The sequence below is a fragment of the Cellulophaga sp. BC115SP genome (genome assembly GCF_009905545.1).
GTDB classification, from domain to species: Bacteria; Bacteroidota; Bacteroidia; order Cytophagales; family Spirosomataceae; genus Flectobacillus; species Flectobacillus rivi.
The window spans coordinates 115,856-135,243 of record NZ_JAAALB010000015.1 but is presented as its reverse complement, the minus strand read 5'-3'; the positions used below and the strand labels follow the sequence as shown (position 1 = coordinate 135,243).

Below are 19,388 nucleotides of genomic sequence, written 5' to 3'. Positions count from 1 at the left end.
AAACTCATACGATAATATTTTAATCCCACATGAACCATCTACCTTTAATCGTACCATGCAGGAATTGAAACTATTTTTGCGTTACTTTTAGTTCTACCTCTAGTCTCCTTTAATCGTACCATGCAGGAATTGAAACTTTTTACCCATGCCAAAATTAAGCAGGTACAGGCTATTCCTTTAATCGTACCATGCAGGAATTGAAACTGGACGGTGTCGAGAAGTATGGCACTAAGTGATACACCTTTAATCGTACCATGCAGGAATTGAAACATAGTTGTAATGCTTACAGCCTAAAATACGATGTGCTCCTTTAATCGTACCATGCAGGAATTGAAACCTCGAAAGGCATACATTACCCTTTTTGACAATGCACAACCTTTAATCGTACCATGCAGGAATTGAAACGCAATGGAATACTGAGCAGTCGTACGATGGGGGATTCCTTTAATCGTACCATGCAGGAATTGAAACAAAGGTGCATCGAAAGCATCGAGGAGATATATATCTACCTTTAATCGTACCATGCAGGAATTGAAACTCACAAATTCGTTGGGGTGTACCATTGCGAGTTGTCCACCCTTTAATCGTACCATGCAGGAATTGAAACAAGGCATTTTATCAAACTAACAATTTATCACTAAGCTCCTTTAATCGTACCATGCAGGAATTGAAACGATGTAAGGTCAGAATCCCAGCGACAATCATCTTTTGTCCTTTAATCGTACCATGCAGGAATTGAAACTCATTTGGCGCTGGAATATTACCGCCAACAAAGTTTTCCTTTAATCGTACCATGCAGGAATTGAAACTGAGTTGACTAGCAAAAGAGCCATTAGACATTCCTACCCTTTAATCGTACCATGCAGGAATTGAAACTTATAAAAATCAAGCTATGAATAATTTGAACAATACCCTTTAATCGTACCATGCAGGAATTGAAACTTATAAAAATCAAGCTATGAATAATTTGAACAATAACCTTTAATCGTACCATGCAGGAATTGAAACTTATAAAAATCAAGCTATGAATAATTTGAACAATAAACCTTTAATCGTACCATGCAGGAATTGAAACAAAAATACAGGGTAGTAAGTGCCCGCACCGACTGACCTTTAATCGTACCATGCAGGAATTGAAACTCAACCTCAAGGTGAAAACTAGGCTGCATCTGATTTTCCTTTAATCGTACCATGCAGGAATTGAAACGAATCAGGCTAGGCAAATAGATAGTACTCTTAGTGGGACCTTTAATCGTACCATGCAGGAATTGAAACAGCAAATTTCCGAATCCATCGATGTTTGGATATATTCCTTTAATCGTACCATGCAGGAATTGAAACTTGCAAATGCCTATTTTAACCGAAATTGGCATCTTGGTCCTTTAATCGTACCATGCAGGAATTGAAACATAGCCTCGCATTCGAGGGCATTTTCGGTGTCTTTAACCTTTAATCGTACCATGCAGGAATTGAAACCAGGTCAACTGTCTTACAATAAGTCGAGCGGTGGCATGTCCTTTAATCGTACCATGCAGGAATTGAAACTAAATATTCAAATCGCTGAAAGAACAAAAGATTGCGGCCTTTAATCGTACCATGCAGGAATTGAAACATAGAGGAGGCAATCAAAAAAGCATCGGAACAATTACCTTTAATCGTACCATGCAGGAATTGAAACTTTACCGATGAGCAATTGGTAAATGGACTTCAAAAACCTTTAATCGTACCATGCAGGAATTGAAACATTGTTCGCCCTGTGTTTTCGAAAAACGTTGACGCCTTTAATCGTACCATGCAGGAATTGAAACAAAACATATTAGAACAACATGGCTAAGCAAAAACTTCCTTTAATCGTACCATGCAGGAATTGAAACAAAATGCTTAGTGTTCCTTCAGTCTGAATCATGATACGTCCTTTAATCGTACCATGCAGGAATTGAAACAATAATATGATTAAAGACAAAGTTTACCATGACTCCTTTAATCGTACCATGCAGGAATTGAAACGACAGTAGTAATTCAGTCGCTAAACAAGACAGTGTTACCTTTAATCGTACCATGCAGGAATTGAAACATGACTAAAATTGTTGCTACATTATCTACAATAATACCTTTAATCGTACCATGCAGGAATTGAAACCTTATCTCTGATTGGATTACTACCTATGACGAAGATACCTTTAATCGTACCATGCAGGAATTGAAACCATATTAATCATGACAAACGATTTTTTAGGCTTTGGCCTTTAATCGTACCATGCAGGAATTGAAACTTTGTCGGTGTCCGATGCAATCGCAAAACAAATCGGGACCTTTAATCGTACCATGCAGGAATTGAAACTGTCTTGCTTTTCGTTGGGTTTTGGCGTTGGCTTGCCTTTAATCGTACCATGCAGGAATTGAAACGTCTGAAGGAGCAGGAGCTTCTGCAAGCAATCAACAACCTTTAATCGTACCATGCAGGAATTGAAACAGCTCTAGCTCATAGTATCGTGAAGTGCCTTTTTCTGTCCTTTAATCGTACCATGCAGGAATTGAAACAAGCCTCCTACCGTTTCGGCTAGGGCTAGTTTTAGCCTTTAATCGTACCATGCAGGAATTGAAACAAGAAGTGTTTCCAGCTTCTTCCTAAGCGCTTGCCTCGCCTTTAATCGTACCATGTAGGAATTGAAACAGTTCTGATTAGCCTATTTTTTATAGTCGTAAGTTTCCTTTAATCGTACCATGTAGGAATTGAAACATTGCCTGCAAAATGTCTGTAATTGAGCAGGTAACCTTTAATCGTACCATGTAGGAATTGAAACAGTAGTAACTTGATACTGGTGTATTGGCAATCTGGTCCTTTAATCGTACCATGTAGGAATTGAAACTTGCTTTTCTTGCCTCTTTGTCGCTATCAAACCCACCTTTAATCGTACCATGCAGGAATTGAAACAGTAGTTAGGTCTATTTGGAACAAGATATTAGATGCCTTTAATCGTACCATGCAGGAATTGAAACATAACAGAGCTTTAAAAATGGAATTAAAATATATGAACCTTTAATCGTACCATACAGGAATTGAAAAGAAGTTTACACAGAATTGTACCTCTTTAGAATGAAAAGAAAATCCCCGCAAACTTTGTTTTCTCTGGTCGTTTGCGGGGATTTGATGCTTTATTCGGATTTGAAATTTGTTACATTTTCATGAATAGATGGCTGGTCGATAACTTTGGTAGCTTTTACCGATTTGAGTCGGACATTCTCGATTGGTAATTCTTTTTGTCCTAGGATTCTCGAAATAAATTTCACCTCTGTTGCTTGTACGTTATCCAGAAATACATTTTTGATAGGAGTAAGCCTTTTTTCAAAAGTCTGTACTAGATTCCTCCACTGATATAATACGTCGGTTTCAATTCCTAAAATACCTTGATCAATTTTTCCTGACTTTACGTTTTCAACATAAATATGATCAACATAACCGCCCATTCTTTCATTGGTTTTGATAAATAACAAATGAAAGAGCTTCGCACCGTCTACCACCTCACAGTTTTGTATCCAAACATTTTCGATGCCTCCCGATAACTCACTTCCTATGGCTACTAGTTGATGTCCATTTTTGACTAAACAATTTCTAATAATGATATTCTTTGAGGGTGTTTTTAATCTCCATCCTTCTGGATTTCGTCCAGATTTGATGGCTATGGCGTCGTCGCCTTGATCAAATACACAGTTTTCTATCAATACATTTTGACTCATTTCGGGGTCTACGCCATCGTTGTTGTGTCCATGGGCATACACATTTACTTTACGAATACTTACATTTTTACATAGGTATGGATGTATGGTCCAAAAAGGGCTATTCTGAATCGAAATGCCTTCGAGTAATACATTCTCGCAACGATTAAATTGTATAAATTGTGGTCGTAAATGTGCGGTGTCGTTTACCATTTGGCGCTGAATAACAGGGGTATAGCTGATTCCTTGTAGATACAAACGCTTGATGCTTTCCATGTGTGGCTTTGGTCTTGCAAACCAAATTTTCCATATATCCATTTGTGCTTTTACTTCCCCTTCTCCTGTAATTGCTACGTTTTTGCACTGATAGGCATAAATTAGAGGCGAATAGTTATAACATTCCATGCCTTCCCAAGTGCTGTGTACTGCTGGTAAATAATCTGTTGGATTACCCGAAAATAAAAGTGTTGCCCCTTTTTCAAGATGTAAATTAACATTGCTCTTCAAATGAATTTTACCAGTTAACCACTCTCCAGCAGGTACTACAACCGTGCCTCCTCCTAATTTATTTGCTTTTGTGATGGCTTTTGAAATAGCTAGAGTTGTTTTTTCTTGATTTCCTTTTTCAGCACCAAAATCGATAATGGATAATTTGTGAGATTTACTAAAATTTGGTGCCGTTACCTTAACTGTACCAAAGGGTGCTTTGATAGTTGTGGTCGTAAAGGTAATTGGATTGTCTTTTTTGAAACTACAAAAAAGGAATATCATCAAGAATACAATCGTGTTTTTTAGGAATGTCATATCATTGGGATTTATTTTGGACGAAAATAATATCTCCTGAGTAGGCAAGCGTCCTGTTGCATAGTGTTCTACCGCTGATTCAGGATGCTACGTAAAAATGTATCATATCTTCGGAATTCTGTATAAGCCTTAGCATAACTTCACCTTGTAATTTTGTCCTATCAAACTAAACAATTATTCTCATGTCAAAAGTAATTCTTATTACAGGCGCTTCTCGTGGATTCGGGAAAATTTGGGCAAAGGCTCTTTTAGAACAAGGTCATAAAATAGTAGCTACAGCACGCAATACACAGGATTTGAATGACTTGGTGGAGTCTTTCGGTTCGCAAATTTTACCTTTGCCTTTAGATGTCATCAATCGTGAACAGGTATTGGATACAGTTGCAAAAGCAAACGAACATTTTGGTCGTATCGACGTCCTTATCAACAATGCGGGATATGGTCTTTTTGGGGCTGTCGAAGAAACGACTGAAGCTGAAGCTCGCCAACAAATGGAGGTGAATTTCTTTGGACTATTATGGGTTACTCAGGCGGTATTGCCTTATATGCGTGCCCAACAGTCGGGACATATTATTCAGGTTTCGAGTGTTTTAGGTTTATTCACTTTACCAACGCTTGGTTTGTATAATGCATCAAAATTTGCGGTTGAAGGCTTAAGCGAAACGTTAGCTACAGAAGTAAAAGCCTTTGGAATTCATGTTACTTTGATTGAACCTAATGGTTTTTCAACGGATTGGGCGGGAGCTTCTGCCGCACAAACACAGGAAATCCCAGCTTATGACGCCTTAAAAACGGCTTTCAGAAATGGCAGTACTCCCGATAGTTATGGCAAGCCCGAAGCGACTGTTGAGCCTGTACTCAACTTGATTGCTTCGCCTGAACCTCCTTTAAGATTGATTTTAGGAAAAGTGGGCTATCCAATTGTAAAATCTGTGTACGAGCAGCGACTTGCTTCTTGGGAAGAAAATAAAGAAATTAGTGCCAAAGCTCACGGACATTAGGCTTTAGTGCTGAATAAAATTACAATATTTCGCAATAGGCTGTACGCCGTAGGCATTAGGCAAGCCAAAAGCTTCTATTATTTTATGAAAAATAGCCTACGGCATAAAGTCTAGAGCTTAAAGTGGGTAAAATTAACTTTGCCCACTAACTTAAGAGTACCAAGTTTAAATAGCTTGTATGTAATTTTGTTTCAATGTTTAATACGATTCTTATTTTCTCTATTTTTTTATAAAAATCATCAAAAATGAAAGCCATCGGATTCAAAACCTCATTGCCTATATCGTCTCAAGAAAGTTTTATTGAGTTTGAAACGCCAACACCTAATCCGTCAGGACGAGACTTGTTGGTGAAAATTCAAGCCGTGTCTGTAAATCCTGTAGATACAAAAATCCGTCAAAATGCGGCAAAAGATACTGTTTTAGAGAATCCCAAAATTATCGGTTGGGATGCTGTCGGTATCGTCGAAGCTGTAGGAGAGGAGGTATCTTTATTCAAAGTTGGAGACGAGGTTTTTTATGCAGGAGATATCACTCGTGCTGGAAGTAACGCTGAATATCAGTTGGTTGACGAAAGAATTGTTGGTAAGAAACCTACCTCTCTTTCGATTGAAGCTTCGGCTGCCATACCATTAACTGCTCTTACGGCTTGGGAAACCTTGTTTGACCGTATGCGTTTAAGTTCAGAAAAAGATAAGGGTAAAACTCTTTTGATTATTGGTGGTGCTGGAGGTGTTGGTTCTATTGCAATTCAGCTTGCTAAAAAATTATTAGGTCTAACCGTAATTGCTACGGCGTCGAGACCTGAAACAATAGCATGGTGTAAAAAAATGGGTGCCGATGTGGTTGTAAATCACAAAGATTTGGTCAATGAGGTGCGTCAAGCAGGTTTTCATTTTGTTGATTTTATTTATGATGCAGTCGATATCAATGGATATTGGGATGCTGTTGTCGAACTCATCAAACCACAAGGACATATCAATTCCATTACAGGAAGTGGTACGCCCATTTTGATCAATAAACTCAAAACGAAAAGCGTGACTTTTTCTTGGGAGTTTATGTACACTCGCTCATCTTTCCAGACCGAAGATATGATCGAACAACATCATATTTTGAATAGAGTTTCCGCTTTGTTAGAGGAGGGAACCTTGATTTCGACACATCAAAGTACTCTTACAGGACTAAGCGCTGAAACCTTCAAAAAGGCACATGCCCAATTAGAGTCGGGAACTACTATCGGGAAATTGGTGGTTAAATATTAGTGTGGTATTGTGGAATACTTTAATCCACTAATTCAAGACTTAGTCTCATTATCAATATTTTACAAGATATATTTCTTGGTAAAGTCAAAACATTATGGAACATTACAAAACTATCACCGAGTTGCATGAGCGTAGTGGTTATCCGCTTCCTGAGCATCCTATGATAAGCTTGCTGACTTGCCAGGAGCTTTCGACATGCTCATGGGGCAATAGTAAGTTTACGGCTGATTTTTACATGATAGCGCTCAAAAAAATCAAATCGGGTACTTTTTTGTATGGCAAAACCAAATATGACCACGATAATGGGTCTATGTCTTTTGTGAAGCCACGACAGGTTTTAGAAATCAATAATGTTGAACTTTCCGAAAAAGCCTTTGTGATTTATGTCCATGAAGATTATTTGCTGGGGCATCCTATGCACGATGAAATCAAAAAGTATGGCTATTTCGATTATGAAATCAACGAGGCTTTACACCTTTCGCCAAGTGAGGAGTTGATTATGTGGGAATTGTATGAAAAAATTGGCGTTGAATATCGAAATAACCAAGACGAATTTAGCAAAGATATTATCTTAGCTCATCTTGATTCGATTCTTAAATATGCGCAGCGTTTTTACAAAAGGCAATTTATCAATCGTACTCAATTGTCAGGAGGAACAGTTTCGAGGTTTCAGAAAATATTAAGAATGTACTTCGAAAGTGGTAAAGTACAACAATTTGGTTTACCGTCTGTTCATGCCATTGCTAGTGAACTTCATACTTCTGCTCGTTATTTAAGTGATTTATTAAAGCAAGAAACTGGAAAAACGGCGCTAGAACATATCCATATTTTCTTGATTGATGAAGCCAAAAACCTGTTACTAGGTACTGACAAAACCGTTGCCGAAACAGCCTATCAGCTAGGTTTTGAAAACCCTCCTTATTTTTCCAGATTATTCAAAAAAGAGGTAGGGCTTACTCCAGTAGAGTTTCGCTTGAAAGGATAGAGCGTTTAATCAATGTTCTGTAGATACAACAGTGCTCTGACGTGTATGTTTTCTGTTGTTTTTACGGAACTAGAAGCTGTCTGACCTTTTTACAGGTGAATAAATTCACCCGCTAATGGGAATCGTTGGTCAATAACTAGTCATATTGCTAACTTTAACCTAAAGCGGTGATAATCTATTTATTCAAATATATAAATTTTTCCGAAGTTGATTTTTCCTTTAGCTCTGTGGGAGCGACAATTTGGTGGTCCTAAATCAATTTTCTGAGCTATTAAAAGAGCGCCGTAGGTGCGACAGACTTCAAGATAGTCTGTCGCACTTTCGGCGCTTTTACTGCTTTATATTCAGCCTTAATACTTATTTCACTTTCCAGATACTTCCATTTTTGGTAGTATGCTGCTTAAGTTTCCCTTCTTGCGTTAACTGCTTTAGTAACGATTCACTTTCTTGACGAGATTTGCCGCTCAATTCAGTAAACTCCCTAGCTGTCAGCGTTGGGTATTTGGCAAATAAGCCTTCCCACGAAGAATCGTAACTATCTTTAAAAGCTGCTGGTGCCAAACTTCTAAGCGTTGTTTCGAATAAAGCATAAGGTCTAAAACCGTATATGACTTGAGTATTATTGAGGCTATTATTGACATACAGGGTAGGAAAACCTCTTACACCCATTTTTCTTGCCAACATCAAATCCTCTTTGAAAAGCTCTGTTGCTTTCCCTGCATAATCTTGCTGAATTTTGTCTGCATCCAAACCAACCTCGATGGCTGCTGCCTTAATTTGATTCCAGTCTGCAATGTTTTTCTTTTCCAGAAAAACCATTTCACGCATTCTTCTCATAAACTTTTGCGCTTTGGCTTCATCTTGTAACTGAGCTGCTTTGAATGCAATAGACGGAGGATACGAAGAAGCAAGAGGATTTTCCAACCAAACATCACCATCTATTGGCATATCGTAGTAAGCACTTACCTCGTCCCAGTGATGCGCCACATCAGAAGGCTTACTGATACCACCGCTGTTATAACTCCAATCGGGCAAAAGCCCTCCCATTCGATATTCAATTTCGACATACTTACCATATTCAAGCTTTAGCTTACGCAGTTGGGGCTCGATACCCCAGCAAGATGAACAAATTGGGTCAGTGAAATAGATAATCTTAATTAACTTTTTTTGCTGGAATTGATAGTCAAAATCACTAGTTGTAGACGAAGTATCAATCTCACAAACTCCTGTTTCGGGATCGCACAGAAGTGGATTCGATTTAGAATCTTTCATAGAATTTTTCTTTTGTGCTTGGCTAGTATATCCACCAAGGCTGTTTAACAAGGCAATAATTATTAAGTTTTTAAAGAGAGAGTTCATTTAATAATAGGGTAAAATTGTACTACAAAAAGAAATTGGTTTTTAGCTTAGGATATTGCTTTTAGTATTAAATACACGAAATTCTTGAAGTTTGGTCGTTATTATTTTTGCAAAAAAACTCGTTATGACTCATTACAACATTCTACTTATTCGAACAATAAACTACGCCAAACATTAGTTACCATTTTGTTTATTAACAAATATCATATACTCCTACGAGTAATTATCAGTAAATTTGGGCACCAATTTTTTTATAAACAAGAGGTCAAAAAAACATGACTACCAAAAACCAAGCCGAAAACACTTGTCCTGCCGAAGGATTATTAAAGACATTGTCAGGAAAATGGAAGCCTCAAATTTTCCGTTTTGCGGTCAATGGCCCTATTCGTTTCAATACATTATTGAGAGAAATAGAAGGTGCCAACAAGCAATCGTTAGCAACTGCCCTCAAAGAATTAGAATCTGAAGGTATCCTACACAAAGTTATCATCAGCGAAAAGCCACTCCATATCGAATACAATCTTTCCGAAAGAGGACAATCCCTCGTGCCTATCTTCCAGCAACTTGAAGGAATCGTAAAATAGCCTTGCCTACTATTTGCAGATAAATATTTTTAGTTTTTGAATAAAAAAAGTGTTCAAATTGTTTGATTGTCGTAAAAAACCATTACTTTTGTCATAAATAACCTCGCAAAATAATTTATTTGTCTATATTTTTACGTAAAAAATAAAAAACGTGATTATGTCGACTGCTCTAAACCAAGTAGAAATATTTCGGACAGAGGTTAGTTGTCCGAAGACCGCCGCCAAATTGCTTCAGCTTTTGCATGAAGTATTTCCGAATGATAAGTTCAATTTCGATTTAGAGGATTGTGATAGGATTTTGAGAGTTGATAGTCCTCACTTAGAAATAGAAGCCATACCCAAGCATTTACATTCTTGGGGCTATTTCTGTGAATGGATTGAATAGTGATTATTTGACTAACAATAATTTAATTTCGCCGATAACAGTCTCAGTGCTGTGTTAAGGTTTTACTTAAGGTCGGTTTGCTACTATTGTTCTGTTCAAAGCTCAACAGATTTGATTACTTTGTTCCATATAAAACGATATAAGGCTTATGAAACCCCTTATTATCATTGAATCACCCTCTAATTTGGGTTTGAAAGAGTCTGCCCAAGGAAAAGAGCCAGGTGTAAGTAAACTGCCTCAGCATTTGAAAAAGCATGGTTTGTACGATAAACTGAACCCTGCTCAGATAATCCATTTGGCGGCTCCTCCATATAGCTCGCAGCTTGATGAAGCTTCGGGTGTGCTCAATGCCTACAAGATAGTTGAGTACGCCAAAGCACAAGCACAGGAACTTAAAAGAGTCTTGGCAACAGATTCATTTCCTGTTGTAATTGGAGGTGATTGTAGTATTTTGATAGGCAATGCCTTGGCATTGAAAGAATTAGGAAATTATGGTTTGATGTATCTGGATGGTCACACAGATTTTGTGTTGCCTTCTATGTCACAAACTGGCGGTGCTGCTGGGATGGACTTGGCCATTGTGACGGGACATGGTCATCATAAGCTAACCAATATTCATCAGTTAGAACCCTACTTTGAAGAAGAAAATGTTTGGTGTATAGGTAATAGGTATTGGTACCCCGAATACGTGGGTCTCATACAATCTTCGCAGATTGAATATGTGCCGTTGTCACACCTCCGTGAGATGGGAATAGATACCCTACTATCTCTATTTTTTATGCATATAGAAGCAAAAAAATGGGATGGTTTCTGGATTCATCTCGATGTCGATGTATTAGATCATAAAGTAATGCCAGCTGTAGATAGCCCCCAACAGGGAGGAATGTCATACGATGAGCTTCGAGAACTTTTGATACCCTTGATGGCGCATCCGAAGGTAGCAGGCATACAACTGACCATATTAGACCCAACCCTTGACCCTTATGGCATATATGCCCAAAGACTGATTGATAATCTTGTAAAAATCTTAAGTCCCATTTTCAGAGAGGTAAAAGACCACGATGAAATAATGAGATTTTGATCTTAGTTTAACCTCTAAACTTCTCTACTATACTATTAGTTAACTTGGACCCTACACCTATTTTTAATTTCGTTCTACCTCAATAAGCTGTGAATCTTCAAAAATGCTCGCTGGAGAAATAACTTTTTCGCTCAAAGGGATTCGTTCTCCATACCTTTCTTTCAATTTTTTTCTGACAACTTTATGATCTATGTCAAAATCCCTTAATCTTTGAAGTTTTCCAATTTCGATATTGGCACCTCGCTTATATATTTTCCAAACAAGTTCGGAGCAGTAAATACGCTGATCGTCCCATCCAAAGTAGATATCATACTTTTTACCACGAAATTTTTCACCCTCTTTTTGCATCGAGACTAATACTTTTGGCGTAAGAATGCTTTGTGCATTTTTGAGCCTTTTAATTACATAGTGTTGGTTCTTTCCTCTTGCAATCCATTCTTTGAGAGGAGTAAGCTTGACAGGTTGTACCGCTTCAAATACAAAATACTCTTTGCCTTTTTGATAAATAATACCACAATGCGAATACTGTGATTGTGTAGCTAGCTGAATAGCTTTGCTTTGAGCCGAAAGAGAAATTTGAAAAATAATATCCCCATTTTTATAGGCTTTTGTAGAGGAATGACAGCTTTCCAATACAAAAAATAGGGCGAAGCATAAGATTGATTTCATAGTAGATGGAGGTTAAATAAATACAAAAAGCCGAGGAACTTACATTACTCGGCTTTGTTATATAACGTAATATAGGTAAAAGTCTTTTGTTGACAGCAAAAGACTTTTGATATTCTATTCTTATAATGAACCTTTACAGACCATTAAGCATGCAAACTTGCAGAAACACGCTTGAATAAGTTCTTAACCTTTGCGGCAGCATTATCGACTGGTTCGGTGAGCATGCCGTGAAATTCTTCTCCTTTATGTAAAAAATGCGTCATAACATATCCAGATGTCATTCCCCATTTTTGGATAAAAGTAAAATACCCTTTGTTTTTCTTTACTCGTCCTGTCGAGCGACCAGAGAAATGATATACTTTACTTTCGCCAACGCCCTTGAATAATCGAATGCCCATTTTCCAGAGCTTCATCGAAAAATCAGGGTCAGAATACATACCAGGATGAAACTCAACGCTGTATCCGCCAACTGCATTCCAAATGTCACGGTGTACAATATTGGGAGGCCAAGTAGCACCAGTCCAATCTGGCTTTTTGAAAGTTTGGTACTCTTTTAAAAGTTTTGCTTCATTAAACGACTTTAAATCTGTCCCATAATCATGATGAATCACACAATTATTATTGGTATTGTAAGGCTCAATCATGGTTGCCGACAAGAAAAAATAGGGGTGTCCGATGGCTTTGATTTCTTCCGAAATCGCTTTATCCCAGTCTGGACACACATACATATCGTCGTTCATGTATAAAATATAATCGGTGGTTGCCTGTTGGGCAGCATAGTTCAGAGCGTAACAAATACCTATATTATTTGCACTGTAAGTATAGTCAATATCTGATTGTTCACGAACCCAGTCCAACGTTCCGTCTTTGCCTTCATTGACGTGAACGATGATTTGGTGATTGAACAGCGAGTTTTTCCTGATACTTTCAATACAAAGCTTTAAATAAGGTAAGTTGTTCCAAGAAGGAATTAAAATAGAGAACTGCTTCTTGGTATCCACTTCAGGGTGGTTTCTTTCTTGTAAGGTATTGATAAAGCTCATGACAATTAGGAGTTGGGCGGTAAAACTTTGATTACTCAAAAACTTAGACATAAAACCCACCCATAACGTTGTCCGAACTTCCTCACTTTGTGACGAATTATCTGGATTTATCGACCAACTCATTAAAAATGAGTATCAAACTATCGAAGTTGCCCCTGATAAATTTCTTCAAATGCTGGTAAAAACCTACTTCCTACTGGAACTTCCACACGACCAATCTCTATTTTAGATTTTTGAAAAGCTGTAATTTTTTGTAAAGAAACAATGTATGAATTGTGTACTCTACAAAAAAACTGAGCAGGAAGCTTTCCTTCCATAGCCTTCAAGTTTGAACGAGTAAGGATAGGTTTGTTGTCATTTACCGTAAAGATTTTTACATAGTCTTTAAGTCCTTCTACAAATAAAATATCTTGGTAAAATAGCTTAATCTTCTTATAATCAGCATTAATTACGACATAGTCTACTTCAGGAGCAGTAGTTTCGGCGACTTCTTTGTGACGTAACGTGTATAGTTCATACGCTTTGTTGGTGGCTCTCAAAAATCTGTCAAACGGAATTGGTTTGAGCAAATAATCAATCACATTGAGGTCATATCCTTCCATGGCATATTGCTGATATGCCGTGGTAAAAATGACCATGGGAGGCTGAATCAAGCTTCGTAAAAATTGCGTACCCGTTAGTGTAGGCATTTGAATATCTAAAAAGACCAAATCTATTTGCCCCGAATTAATCAATTCCCAAGCCTCAAATGGACTAGAGAAAGTATTCACAAGCTCCAAATAAGGGACTTTTTGAATATCGTCGGCAATCATTTCTAATGCAAATGGCTCGTCATCTACTGCGATACATTTTAGTTTAGTGGGATAGTCAGATTGAGTTGATGGTTTCATAAAATTCATAAAGGTTGATGGATTTTGAGCGATTACAAATAAGAATAAAGGGATTCGTATATTAGATTACAAATAGGAGAGAGTGCCGAAGATAACCTTATCTTGGTAGGTAGTCGTGTTTAATTATTGGTTAAAAAGCAAACTAAATCGCTTCGTTTTGGGAATCACTCGGGTTGAGGATAATTATAACTGTATATATACTTCAACGATGAAAAGACCGTTTTCTGTTATTTTTAACTCATGTTTTTCAGGATAATGTAAAGCCAAGCGTTTTTTTACATTCTGCAAACCTATACCCGTCTTGTCTTCTTCCTTAAAATTATGGTCAAAATTGCGGTTTTCGGTAATAAATCTTAGAGTGTCATTTTCTACAGAAAGTTTAATCAAAATATGTGATTCTTCTATACTGTGCAGCCCGTATTTGAAAGCATTTTCGACCAACGGTATAAATAGCAGTGGTTCAATCGAATACAAATGTATAGGTCCTTCGTACGAAAACTCGGCTGAGTTTTTACCCGAGATACGCATTTTCTGTAATTCAATATAATTTTGGAGATAGTCTAGTTCCTGAGTGAGAGGCACTTTGTCACTCTCAGACTGGTACAACATGTATCTTAAAAGTTGTGAAAGTTTCACAATAGCGTCTTCTGTATTTTCAGATTTTTTGCGTGCTAGCCAACGAATATTATTAAGCGTATTAAACAAAAAATGTGGACTCACCTGAAGTTTTAAGACTGCTAATTCGGCGGCAACTTTTTCTAATAAAATTTGCTGTTGTAAGTCGTGGTTTCGCAAACGTTCTTGCCATAATGCCAACGAAGTACTGAAAATAATCGAGAAAAAATAGGTCAAGGTGGCATTCATCAATTGCGGAAATGGCAAGAACATTCTCGGTGGACGAGGCATATTATTAGGCCTGTTTTTCCATTCCGATGGCGGAGGCATCTTGGGCATACCCATATCAAAGCCGTGCATTTTGAGAAAATAATGCGACCATACCCAATGCAGAGCCAATATGATTACAAATCCCAGAATGATATAAAGAGAGAATATATCGCCCCTTTTTTTCATCAAAAACTTTGGAACAAGTACCAGTAAATTGATATAAAATGCCGCCATCAATGCCAAATTATTAAAACACTGGACGGTAAAAAATCGGCTAAACTCAGGTCGATTATAAAAACTATTGGGCATCATGAGCACTGGTAAAAAGAATACCAACGACCAACCAACAATGTGAAATACTAACTGATATTTTTCGAATACTTTCATGCTTTTCAAGTATGTGCTATTATAACAAAGTGTTGAACTAACGTAAGAAAATTCCAAAACCACGCCAACTGTCTATCAAGAATGCCTTTGTGTAGATAAATGCTCGAGCATTAGACTTTTCTACAAATAAACATTCTATATCTATCATCCATTACCTTATAAATTTATTCACAGAATATTTGTATAGTTTTGAAAAACAGTTGTTTATGGCTTTGTTGTAGCTATGTCTAGTTATGCTAACAGAGGAAAAACTGATTATCTAAACATTTCAATTTGAATAAATTATGAAAAGAACACTTGTAGGTGTGTTGTTGTCTTTGGTCGTATTGGGCAACTTTTCATGGGGAGAGGCACAAGTTTCTTCTACACCAGATTACGCCAAGGTTTTTTCACAAAACCGACTGAACAAAATCACTATTTCTATTTCGAAAGCAGATTGGGATAGTATCAAAATAGACATGAAGGAAAAGTTCAAAACCGATTTTGGCAAATCTCCATTTCCTCGTATGGGACCACCCAATGGTGAACGTCCTAATCAGCAGGGTTTTCCACCGATGTCACAAGATGGCAAACGACCAGAAGGATTTCCACCACAGCGTGGAGGTGATGGCGAAATGATGCCTCCTCCTATGGGGACATCCGAAGAGCCTCGTTACGTTGCTTGCCAAGTGGAATTTGAGGGAAAAAAATGGAATAGTATTGGATTCAGACTCAAAGGTAATTCGAGCTTAATGAGCTCGTGGGGAGCGGGAGTATATAAAATGCCCTTTAGGTTAGATTTTGATAAATATGAGAAATCGGATTTGTATGGTTTTCATGAACTATCGATGTCTCCCGCTTTTCATGACAACTCCCTGATTCGTGAAAAACTAGCAAGCGATATTTACCGACAAGCTGGTATTCCAACGGCTCAGACGGCTTTTTATGAGGTATATCTCGACTATGGCGATGGCGTACAATATGCAGGGGTGTACACCATGGTAGAGGTGATTGACGATACAATGATTCAGTCACAATTTGGTAGCTCAACAGGCAATATTTATAAACCGGAATCAACCTTTCAGCGATTCAGGGAGAAAGAATTCGAGAAAAAGAACTTTAAAAAAGAGAAGAAATTCCAAGATGTTCAGGCATTTGTATCGGCACTCAACGACTCAAGCAGAATCAAGGCACCTGCCCTGTGGCGTACAAATCTTGAAAAGACTTTTGACACTAATCACTTTATCAAATGGTTGGCTATCAATACCGCTATGACTAATTGGGATACCTATGGTGCGATGGCTCACAATTTTTATTTGTACAACGCACCCAATCGTGGTTTGGTCTGGATTCCTTGGGATAACAATGAAGCAATTTCGACCAACGACAAGCCCAATTTTCCTATACCTGAAGGTATGCCAGTGCCTCCTAAAAATTTCAGAATGCCTAATAGAGGTTTGTCTTTATCGTTGAAGGATTGCCCTAAACATTTTGTTTTGATTACCTACATCGCTCAGGACCCTGTGTATTATGCTAAATATTTGAAAGAAATAGCTGCTTTCAGAAAAAACGATTGGCAAGCTACTAAACTGACTAAGCAAATTGCAGCGTATGCTCTTTTGATAAAACAGGCTGCTAGTAAAGAGAAAGCGCCTTATTCACACTTGACAAATGAGAAAAGCTTTGAAGAAGGAATCCAGAGTTTGCAAAAGCAAATTGGTAAAAGAGCAACTGAAATAGACCAATTTTTGGCAGAAAAGCCTTTAGTGAAATAAACCAAGCCTAAAGACTTGATAAATTTTACGGATGTTACCAATTGTCGAAACTTATAGGATTTATGTAGACGAGTGGCGTTTTTGGACTAAAAAACGCCATTTTTTGCATAAAATTCTTGTTAAGAAATGTTAAAGTCGACAGATAAAAAGGCAATTTCTACACACTAACATTACCATAGTCGTGGTCTCAAAATTTCTTCCGTGATTTGTGAAGGATTTCGATGGACGCTAGTATTTTCAACGAAAGCGAAGTTCATAAATAGTCAACGGAGATTGTGTATATTTGAATAAAGTGCCTTGGTCATACACAGAATAGTTTGAGAAAAATAAATATTATTTAGAATCTTTTTTAATAAGCAGGCAACAGTTTCTTAGAATAGTCAGTCATGATAGATAAAAAAACTAATACCACGAATATTATTGAAGCTGTTTAAACTTTTCAAAAGACATATTTTATTGATTAATTCTTCGTCTTACTTTTTGTCTTGATACAAAAAGTAACCGCAGCGGCGGCCGCAAAAAAATCAAGAATTTATAAACTCGCTTCGCTCAAACAGTATAAATTCATTGCTTACGCAAGCAGTTTTACGAAAGTTTAAACAGTTTCATTGTTAAATCTTTTATGTACCAATATAAAATCTCTAAATTTTATACAATGAAGCAATTCACCATTGTCGTACTTCTTTCCATTTTGACTGTTTCTGCTTTTGCTCAAAGCAAAAAAGAGGTTAAGAAGAATAAAATTAAAACTGTCACCGAACAAATCACAGATTATGTAGGAGGCAAGGAAATTACTCGTAACGACAGTTATAAAAAGTTTAATAAACAAGGTGAAGTATTAGAGGAGATAGAATATGATAAAACAGGAAAGCTCAAGCGCAAAGTGATTTCAAGATACAATGAGTTTGACGATAAAGTAGAGGAGACTATCGTCGATGCCAACAATCATCAAGTAGAACGAGAGGTGTACAAATATGATTCTTTCAAAGAAAAATCAGAAGTACTTCACTACAATGAGCGAAATGAATTGGATAGCAGGTCTGTATATATCATCAATGGCAACGGACTGAAGACTGAAAAGAAGACTTATGATGCGAAGGGTAAATTAATTCAAATCAAAAAGTATTCGTATGGTTTCTGATACTTTCATGCAGGATGTTCAAATCCAAGCAAGCTTGTTTGAGCCAATTACTTTAGCCCAAATGGATGGGGTAAAACTGATGGATCGTATGGATGTAAAGTATTTGATTCCCTTGGCTTTATTGTCTGATATTCTTCGAGAAGCACAGCCTTATTACAAGATTTTGGAAATAGAAAATAATCGTCTCTGTAACTACAAAACCTTGTATTATGACACAGATGATTTGGCGCTTTACAAGGCTCATCAAAATGGTTTGTTGAATCGCTACAAGGTTCGGGCTCGTAATTATGTGGAATCGAGTTTGTCGTTTTTTGAAATAAAATATAAAAACAATAAAGGGAGAACCAAAAAAACGCGAATAAGACAACCTGAAATTACAGATTTTTTGGAGGAGAGTAGTGCAGATTTTTTACAAAAAACTACACAAAATATAATTCCAGAATCTTTAAAAGGGATTCTTTGGGTCAATTATCAACGTATTACTTTGGTAAGCAAAGTCGGTCCAGAAAGATTGACAATTGACTTAAATCTAACATTTGAATTTGAAGAGCAACAAAAGGTATATGCAGCGATGGTAATTGCGGAGGTAAAACAAGAAAAATTGGGACAATCTCCTTTTATTGACCTCATGCGCAAGTATCGACTCAAGCAAGGTGGAATCAGCAAATATTGTTTTGGAATCATCAGTTTATACCACCAAATCAAACAAAATAAGTTTAAAAAACATTTAAGAAGAGTTTCAAAAATATTGGCGCACCATGACCATCTTGCAACAACTAACCTCACCACAAGTTACTGAGAGTTTTCAGTGGATAGACAAATTACCAGCCAAGTTCTTTATCCGAATGGGAATAGACTTACTCTCTGTTTTGGTATTGATTAGGTTGATCTATTATAAAAATTATCGCCGTGCAGATCTGTTTTTAACCTTTTTTGTATTCAATATTATCATTTTTTTATTGACCTATATGCTCAATAAAGTGGTAATGTCGATGGGAGCGGCTTTTGGGTTGTTTGCGGTGTTTTCGATGCTACGTTATCGTACCGAGGGTATTTCAGCGAAGGATATGACCTATTTGTTTATGGTGATAGCCATAGGGTTGATTTCGGCAGTGAGCAAAGGTGGTTGGGATGAATTATCAGTATTGAATGGATTGATTTTGTTTGTTACATGGTTGCTCGAAAGTGGCTTAATCATGCGAAAGGAATACTCGAAGGTCGTTATGTATGAGCGTATTGAGTTGATTACACCTGATAAACAGGAAGAACTTTTGCAAGATTTAAGAACACGTACAGGCTTAGCCGTTCATAGAGTCGAAATCCACGAAATAGACTTTCTGAAAGATGCTACGAGAATGACCATTTTTTATCATTAGCGAGGACTGCACGACGGATTTCGAGCTATTGCGGATTTGGGATTTCTGATTTCGGAAATATTGAAAAA

General features: G+C 37.2%; 16 protein-coding genes and 1 CRISPR repeat array. Of the genes, 10 read left to right on the top strand and 6 right to left on the bottom strand.

Annotated features, from left to right (window positions below; genetic code table 11):
• Positions 1–41 precede the first annotated feature (41 nt).
• Positions 42–3,067: direct repeats of the CRISPR family, unit length 30 nt; unit sequence CCTTTAATCGTACCATGCAGGAATTGAAAC.
• Between the two features lie 89 nt (positions 3,068–3,156).
• On the bottom strand, positions 3,157–4,521 hold the full coding sequence (locus GVN22_RS13440) for a glycoside hydrolase family 28 protein (RefSeq protein WP_166551540.1): 1,365 nt from the start codon (positions 4,519–4,521) through the stop codon (positions 3,157–3,159).
• 182 nt (positions 4,522–4,703) lie between these two features.
• On the opposite strand from GVN22_RS13440, the gene GVN22_RS13435 reads away from it, so the two are divergent.
• From GVN22_RS13435 to GVN22_RS13425, 3 genes are all read left to right on the top strand, one after another.
• Complete coding sequence (locus GVN22_RS13435) at positions 4,704–5,522, top strand: oxidoreductase (RefSeq protein WP_166551539.1); 819 nt, start codon at positions 4,704–4,706, stop codon at positions 5,520–5,522.
• A gap of 245 nt (positions 5,523–5,767) precedes the next feature.
• Positions 5,768–6,781 (top strand): zinc-binding alcohol dehydrogenase family protein, encoded by a 1,014-nt coding sequence (locus tag GVN22_RS13430; RefSeq protein WP_166551538.1) that lies wholly within the window; start codon positions 5,768–5,770, stop codon positions 6,779–6,781.
• A 94-nt stretch (positions 6,782–6,875) separates the two neighbouring features.
• Complete coding sequence (locus GVN22_RS13425) at positions 6,876–7,766, top strand: AraC family transcriptional regulator (protein WP_166551537.1); 891 nt, start codon at positions 6,876–6,878, stop codon at positions 7,764–7,766.
• Between the two features lie 357 nt (positions 7,767–8,123).
• Here GVN22_RS13425 and GVN22_RS13420 read toward each other — a convergent pair whose 3' ends face one another.
• The gene (locus GVN22_RS13420; RefSeq protein WP_166551536.1) at positions 8,124–9,038 is read right to left on the bottom strand and encodes a ClpXP adapter SpxH family protein; all 915 of its coding nucleotides are present in this window, start codon (positions 9,036–9,038) and stop codon (positions 8,124–8,126) included.
• 362 nt (positions 9,039–9,400) lie between these two features.
• On the opposite strand from GVN22_RS13420, the gene GVN22_RS13415 reads away from it, so the two are divergent.
• The 3 genes from GVN22_RS13415 (at position 9,401) to GVN22_RS13405 (ending at position 11,175) form a co-directional block, all read left to right on the top strand.
• On the top strand, positions 9,401–9,709 hold the full coding sequence (locus GVN22_RS13415; protein ID WP_166551535.1) for a helix-turn-helix domain-containing protein: 309 nt from the start codon (positions 9,401–9,403) through the stop codon (positions 9,707–9,709).
• 157 nt (positions 9,710–9,866) lie between these two features.
• Positions 9,867–10,094 carry a hypothetical protein gene (locus GVN22_RS13410; protein WP_166551534.1) on the top strand — a complete coding sequence of 76 codons (228 nt, stop codon included), beginning with the start codon at positions 9,867–9,869 and terminating at the stop codon, positions 10,092–10,094.
• 148 nt (positions 10,095–10,242) lie between these two features.
• Positions 10,243–11,175 carry an arginase family protein gene (locus GVN22_RS13405; protein WP_166551533.1) on the top strand — a complete coding sequence of 311 codons (933 nt, stop codon included), beginning with the start codon at positions 10,243–10,245 and terminating at the stop codon, positions 11,173–11,175.
• A gap of 63 nt (positions 11,176–11,238) precedes the next feature.
• On the opposite strand, the gene GVN22_RS13400 is transcribed toward GVN22_RS13405, so the two are convergent.
• The 4 genes from GVN22_RS13400 to GVN22_RS13385 form a co-directional block, all read right to left on the bottom strand.
• A complete protein-coding gene (locus GVN22_RS13400) occupies positions 11,239–11,844 on the bottom strand; it encodes a YiiX family permuted papain-like enzyme (RefSeq protein WP_166551532.1) in 606 nt (201 codons plus the stop codon).
• Between the two features lie 143 nt (positions 11,845–11,987).
• Positions 11,988–13,010: a glycosyltransferase family 2 protein gene (locus GVN22_RS13395; RefSeq protein WP_205690886.1), complete on the bottom strand. Its 1,023-nt coding sequence runs from the start codon at positions 13,008–13,010 to the stop codon at positions 11,988–11,990.
• Positions 13,011–13,027: 17 nt separating this feature from the next.
• Positions 13,028–13,777, bottom strand: a complete 750-nt coding sequence (locus tag GVN22_RS13390; RefSeq protein ID WP_166551531.1) for a LytTR family DNA-binding domain-containing protein — start codon at positions 13,775–13,777, stop codon at positions 13,028–13,030.
• 183 nt (positions 13,778–13,960) lie between these two features.
• Entirely contained in the window at positions 13,961–15,049 is a 1,089-nt protein-coding gene (locus GVN22_RS13385) for a sensor histidine kinase (RefSeq protein WP_166551530.1), read from the bottom strand.
• Positions 15,050–15,333: 284 nt separating this feature from the next.
• Between GVN22_RS13385 and GVN22_RS13380 the strand changes: the two genes are divergently transcribed.
• The 4 genes from GVN22_RS13380 (at position 15,334) to GVN22_RS13365 (ending at position 19,320) form a co-directional block, all read left to right on the top strand.
• Positions 15,334–16,803: a CotH kinase family protein gene (locus GVN22_RS13380; protein ID WP_166551529.1), complete on the top strand. Its 1,470-nt coding sequence runs from the start codon at positions 15,334–15,336 to the stop codon at positions 16,801–16,803.
• A gap of 655 nt (positions 16,804–17,458) precedes the next feature.
• Positions 17,459–17,944, top strand: a complete 486-nt coding sequence (locus tag GVN22_RS13375) for a hypothetical protein (RefSeq protein WP_166551528.1) — start codon at positions 17,459–17,461, stop codon at positions 17,942–17,944.
• A complete protein-coding gene (locus GVN22_RS13370; RefSeq protein ID WP_166551527.1) occupies positions 17,934–18,743 on the top strand; it encodes a polyphosphate polymerase domain-containing protein in 810 nt (269 codons plus the stop codon). Before GVN22_RS13375 ends, GVN22_RS13370 begins: the two co-directional genes overlap by 11 nt.
• Complete coding sequence (locus tag GVN22_RS13365) at positions 18,703–19,320, top strand: DUF4956 domain-containing protein (RefSeq protein ID WP_166551526.1); 618 nt, start codon at positions 18,703–18,705, stop codon at positions 19,318–19,320. The genes GVN22_RS13370 and GVN22_RS13365 overlap by 41 nt, the downstream gene beginning before the upstream one ends.
• The last annotated feature ends 68 nt before the right edge of the window (positions 19,321–19,388 follow it).

Excerpts from the sequence above, each read along its gene's own strand:
- GVN22_RS13440 (WP_166551540.1), bottom strand. The coding sequence starts at position 4,521 with ATGACATTCCTAAAAAACACGATTGTATTCTTGATGATATTCCTTTTT.
- GVN22_RS13435 (WP_166551539.1), top strand. The coding sequence starts at position 4,704 with ATGTCAAAAGTAATTCTTATTACAGGCGCTTCTCGTGGATTCGGGAAA.
- GVN22_RS13430 (WP_166551538.1), top strand. The coding sequence starts at position 5,768 with ATGAAAGCCATCGGATTCAAAACCTCATTGCCTATATCGTCTCAAGAA.
- GVN22_RS13425 (WP_166551537.1), top strand. The coding sequence starts at position 6,876 with ATGGAACATTACAAAACTATCACCGAGTTGCATGAGCGTAGTGGTTAT.
- GVN22_RS13420 (WP_166551536.1), bottom strand. The coding sequence starts at position 9,038 with ATGAAAGATTCTAAATCGAATCCACTTCTGTGCGATCCCGAAACAGGA.
- GVN22_RS13415 (WP_166551535.1), top strand. The coding sequence starts at position 9,401 with ATGACTACCAAAAACCAAGCCGAAAACACTTGTCCTGCCGAAGGATTA.
- GVN22_RS13410 (WP_166551534.1), top strand. The coding sequence starts at position 9,867 with ATGTCGACTGCTCTAAACCAAGTAGAAATATTTCGGACAGAGGTTAGT.
- GVN22_RS13405 (WP_166551533.1), top strand. The coding sequence starts at position 10,243 with ATGAAACCCCTTATTATCATTGAATCACCCTCTAATTTGGGTTTGAAA.
- GVN22_RS13400 (WP_166551532.1), bottom strand. The coding sequence starts at position 11,844 with ATGAAATCAATCTTATGCTTCGCCCTATTTTTTGTATTGGAAAGCTGT.
- GVN22_RS13395 (WP_205690886.1), bottom strand. The coding sequence starts at position 13,010 with ATGAGTTGGTCGATAAATCCAGATAATTCGTCACAAAGTGAGGAAGTT.
- GVN22_RS13390 (WP_166551531.1), bottom strand. The coding sequence starts at position 13,777 with ATGAAACCATCAACTCAATCTGACTATCCCACTAAACTAAAATGTATC.
- GVN22_RS13385 (WP_166551530.1), bottom strand. The coding sequence starts at position 15,049 with ATGAAAGTATTCGAAAAATATCAGTTAGTATTTCACATTGTTGGTTGG.
- GVN22_RS13380 (WP_166551529.1), top strand. The coding sequence starts at position 15,334 with ATGAAAAGAACACTTGTAGGTGTGTTGTTGTCTTTGGTCGTATTGGGC.
- GVN22_RS13375 (WP_166551528.1), top strand. The coding sequence starts at position 17,459 with ATGAAGCAATTCACCATTGTCGTACTTCTTTCCATTTTGACTGTTTCT.
- GVN22_RS13370 (WP_166551527.1), top strand. The coding sequence starts at position 17,934 with ATGGTTTCTGATACTTTCATGCAGGATGTTCAAATCCAAGCAAGCTTG.
- GVN22_RS13365 (WP_166551526.1), top strand. The coding sequence starts at position 18,703 with ATGACCATCTTGCAACAACTAACCTCACCACAAGTTACTGAGAGTTTT.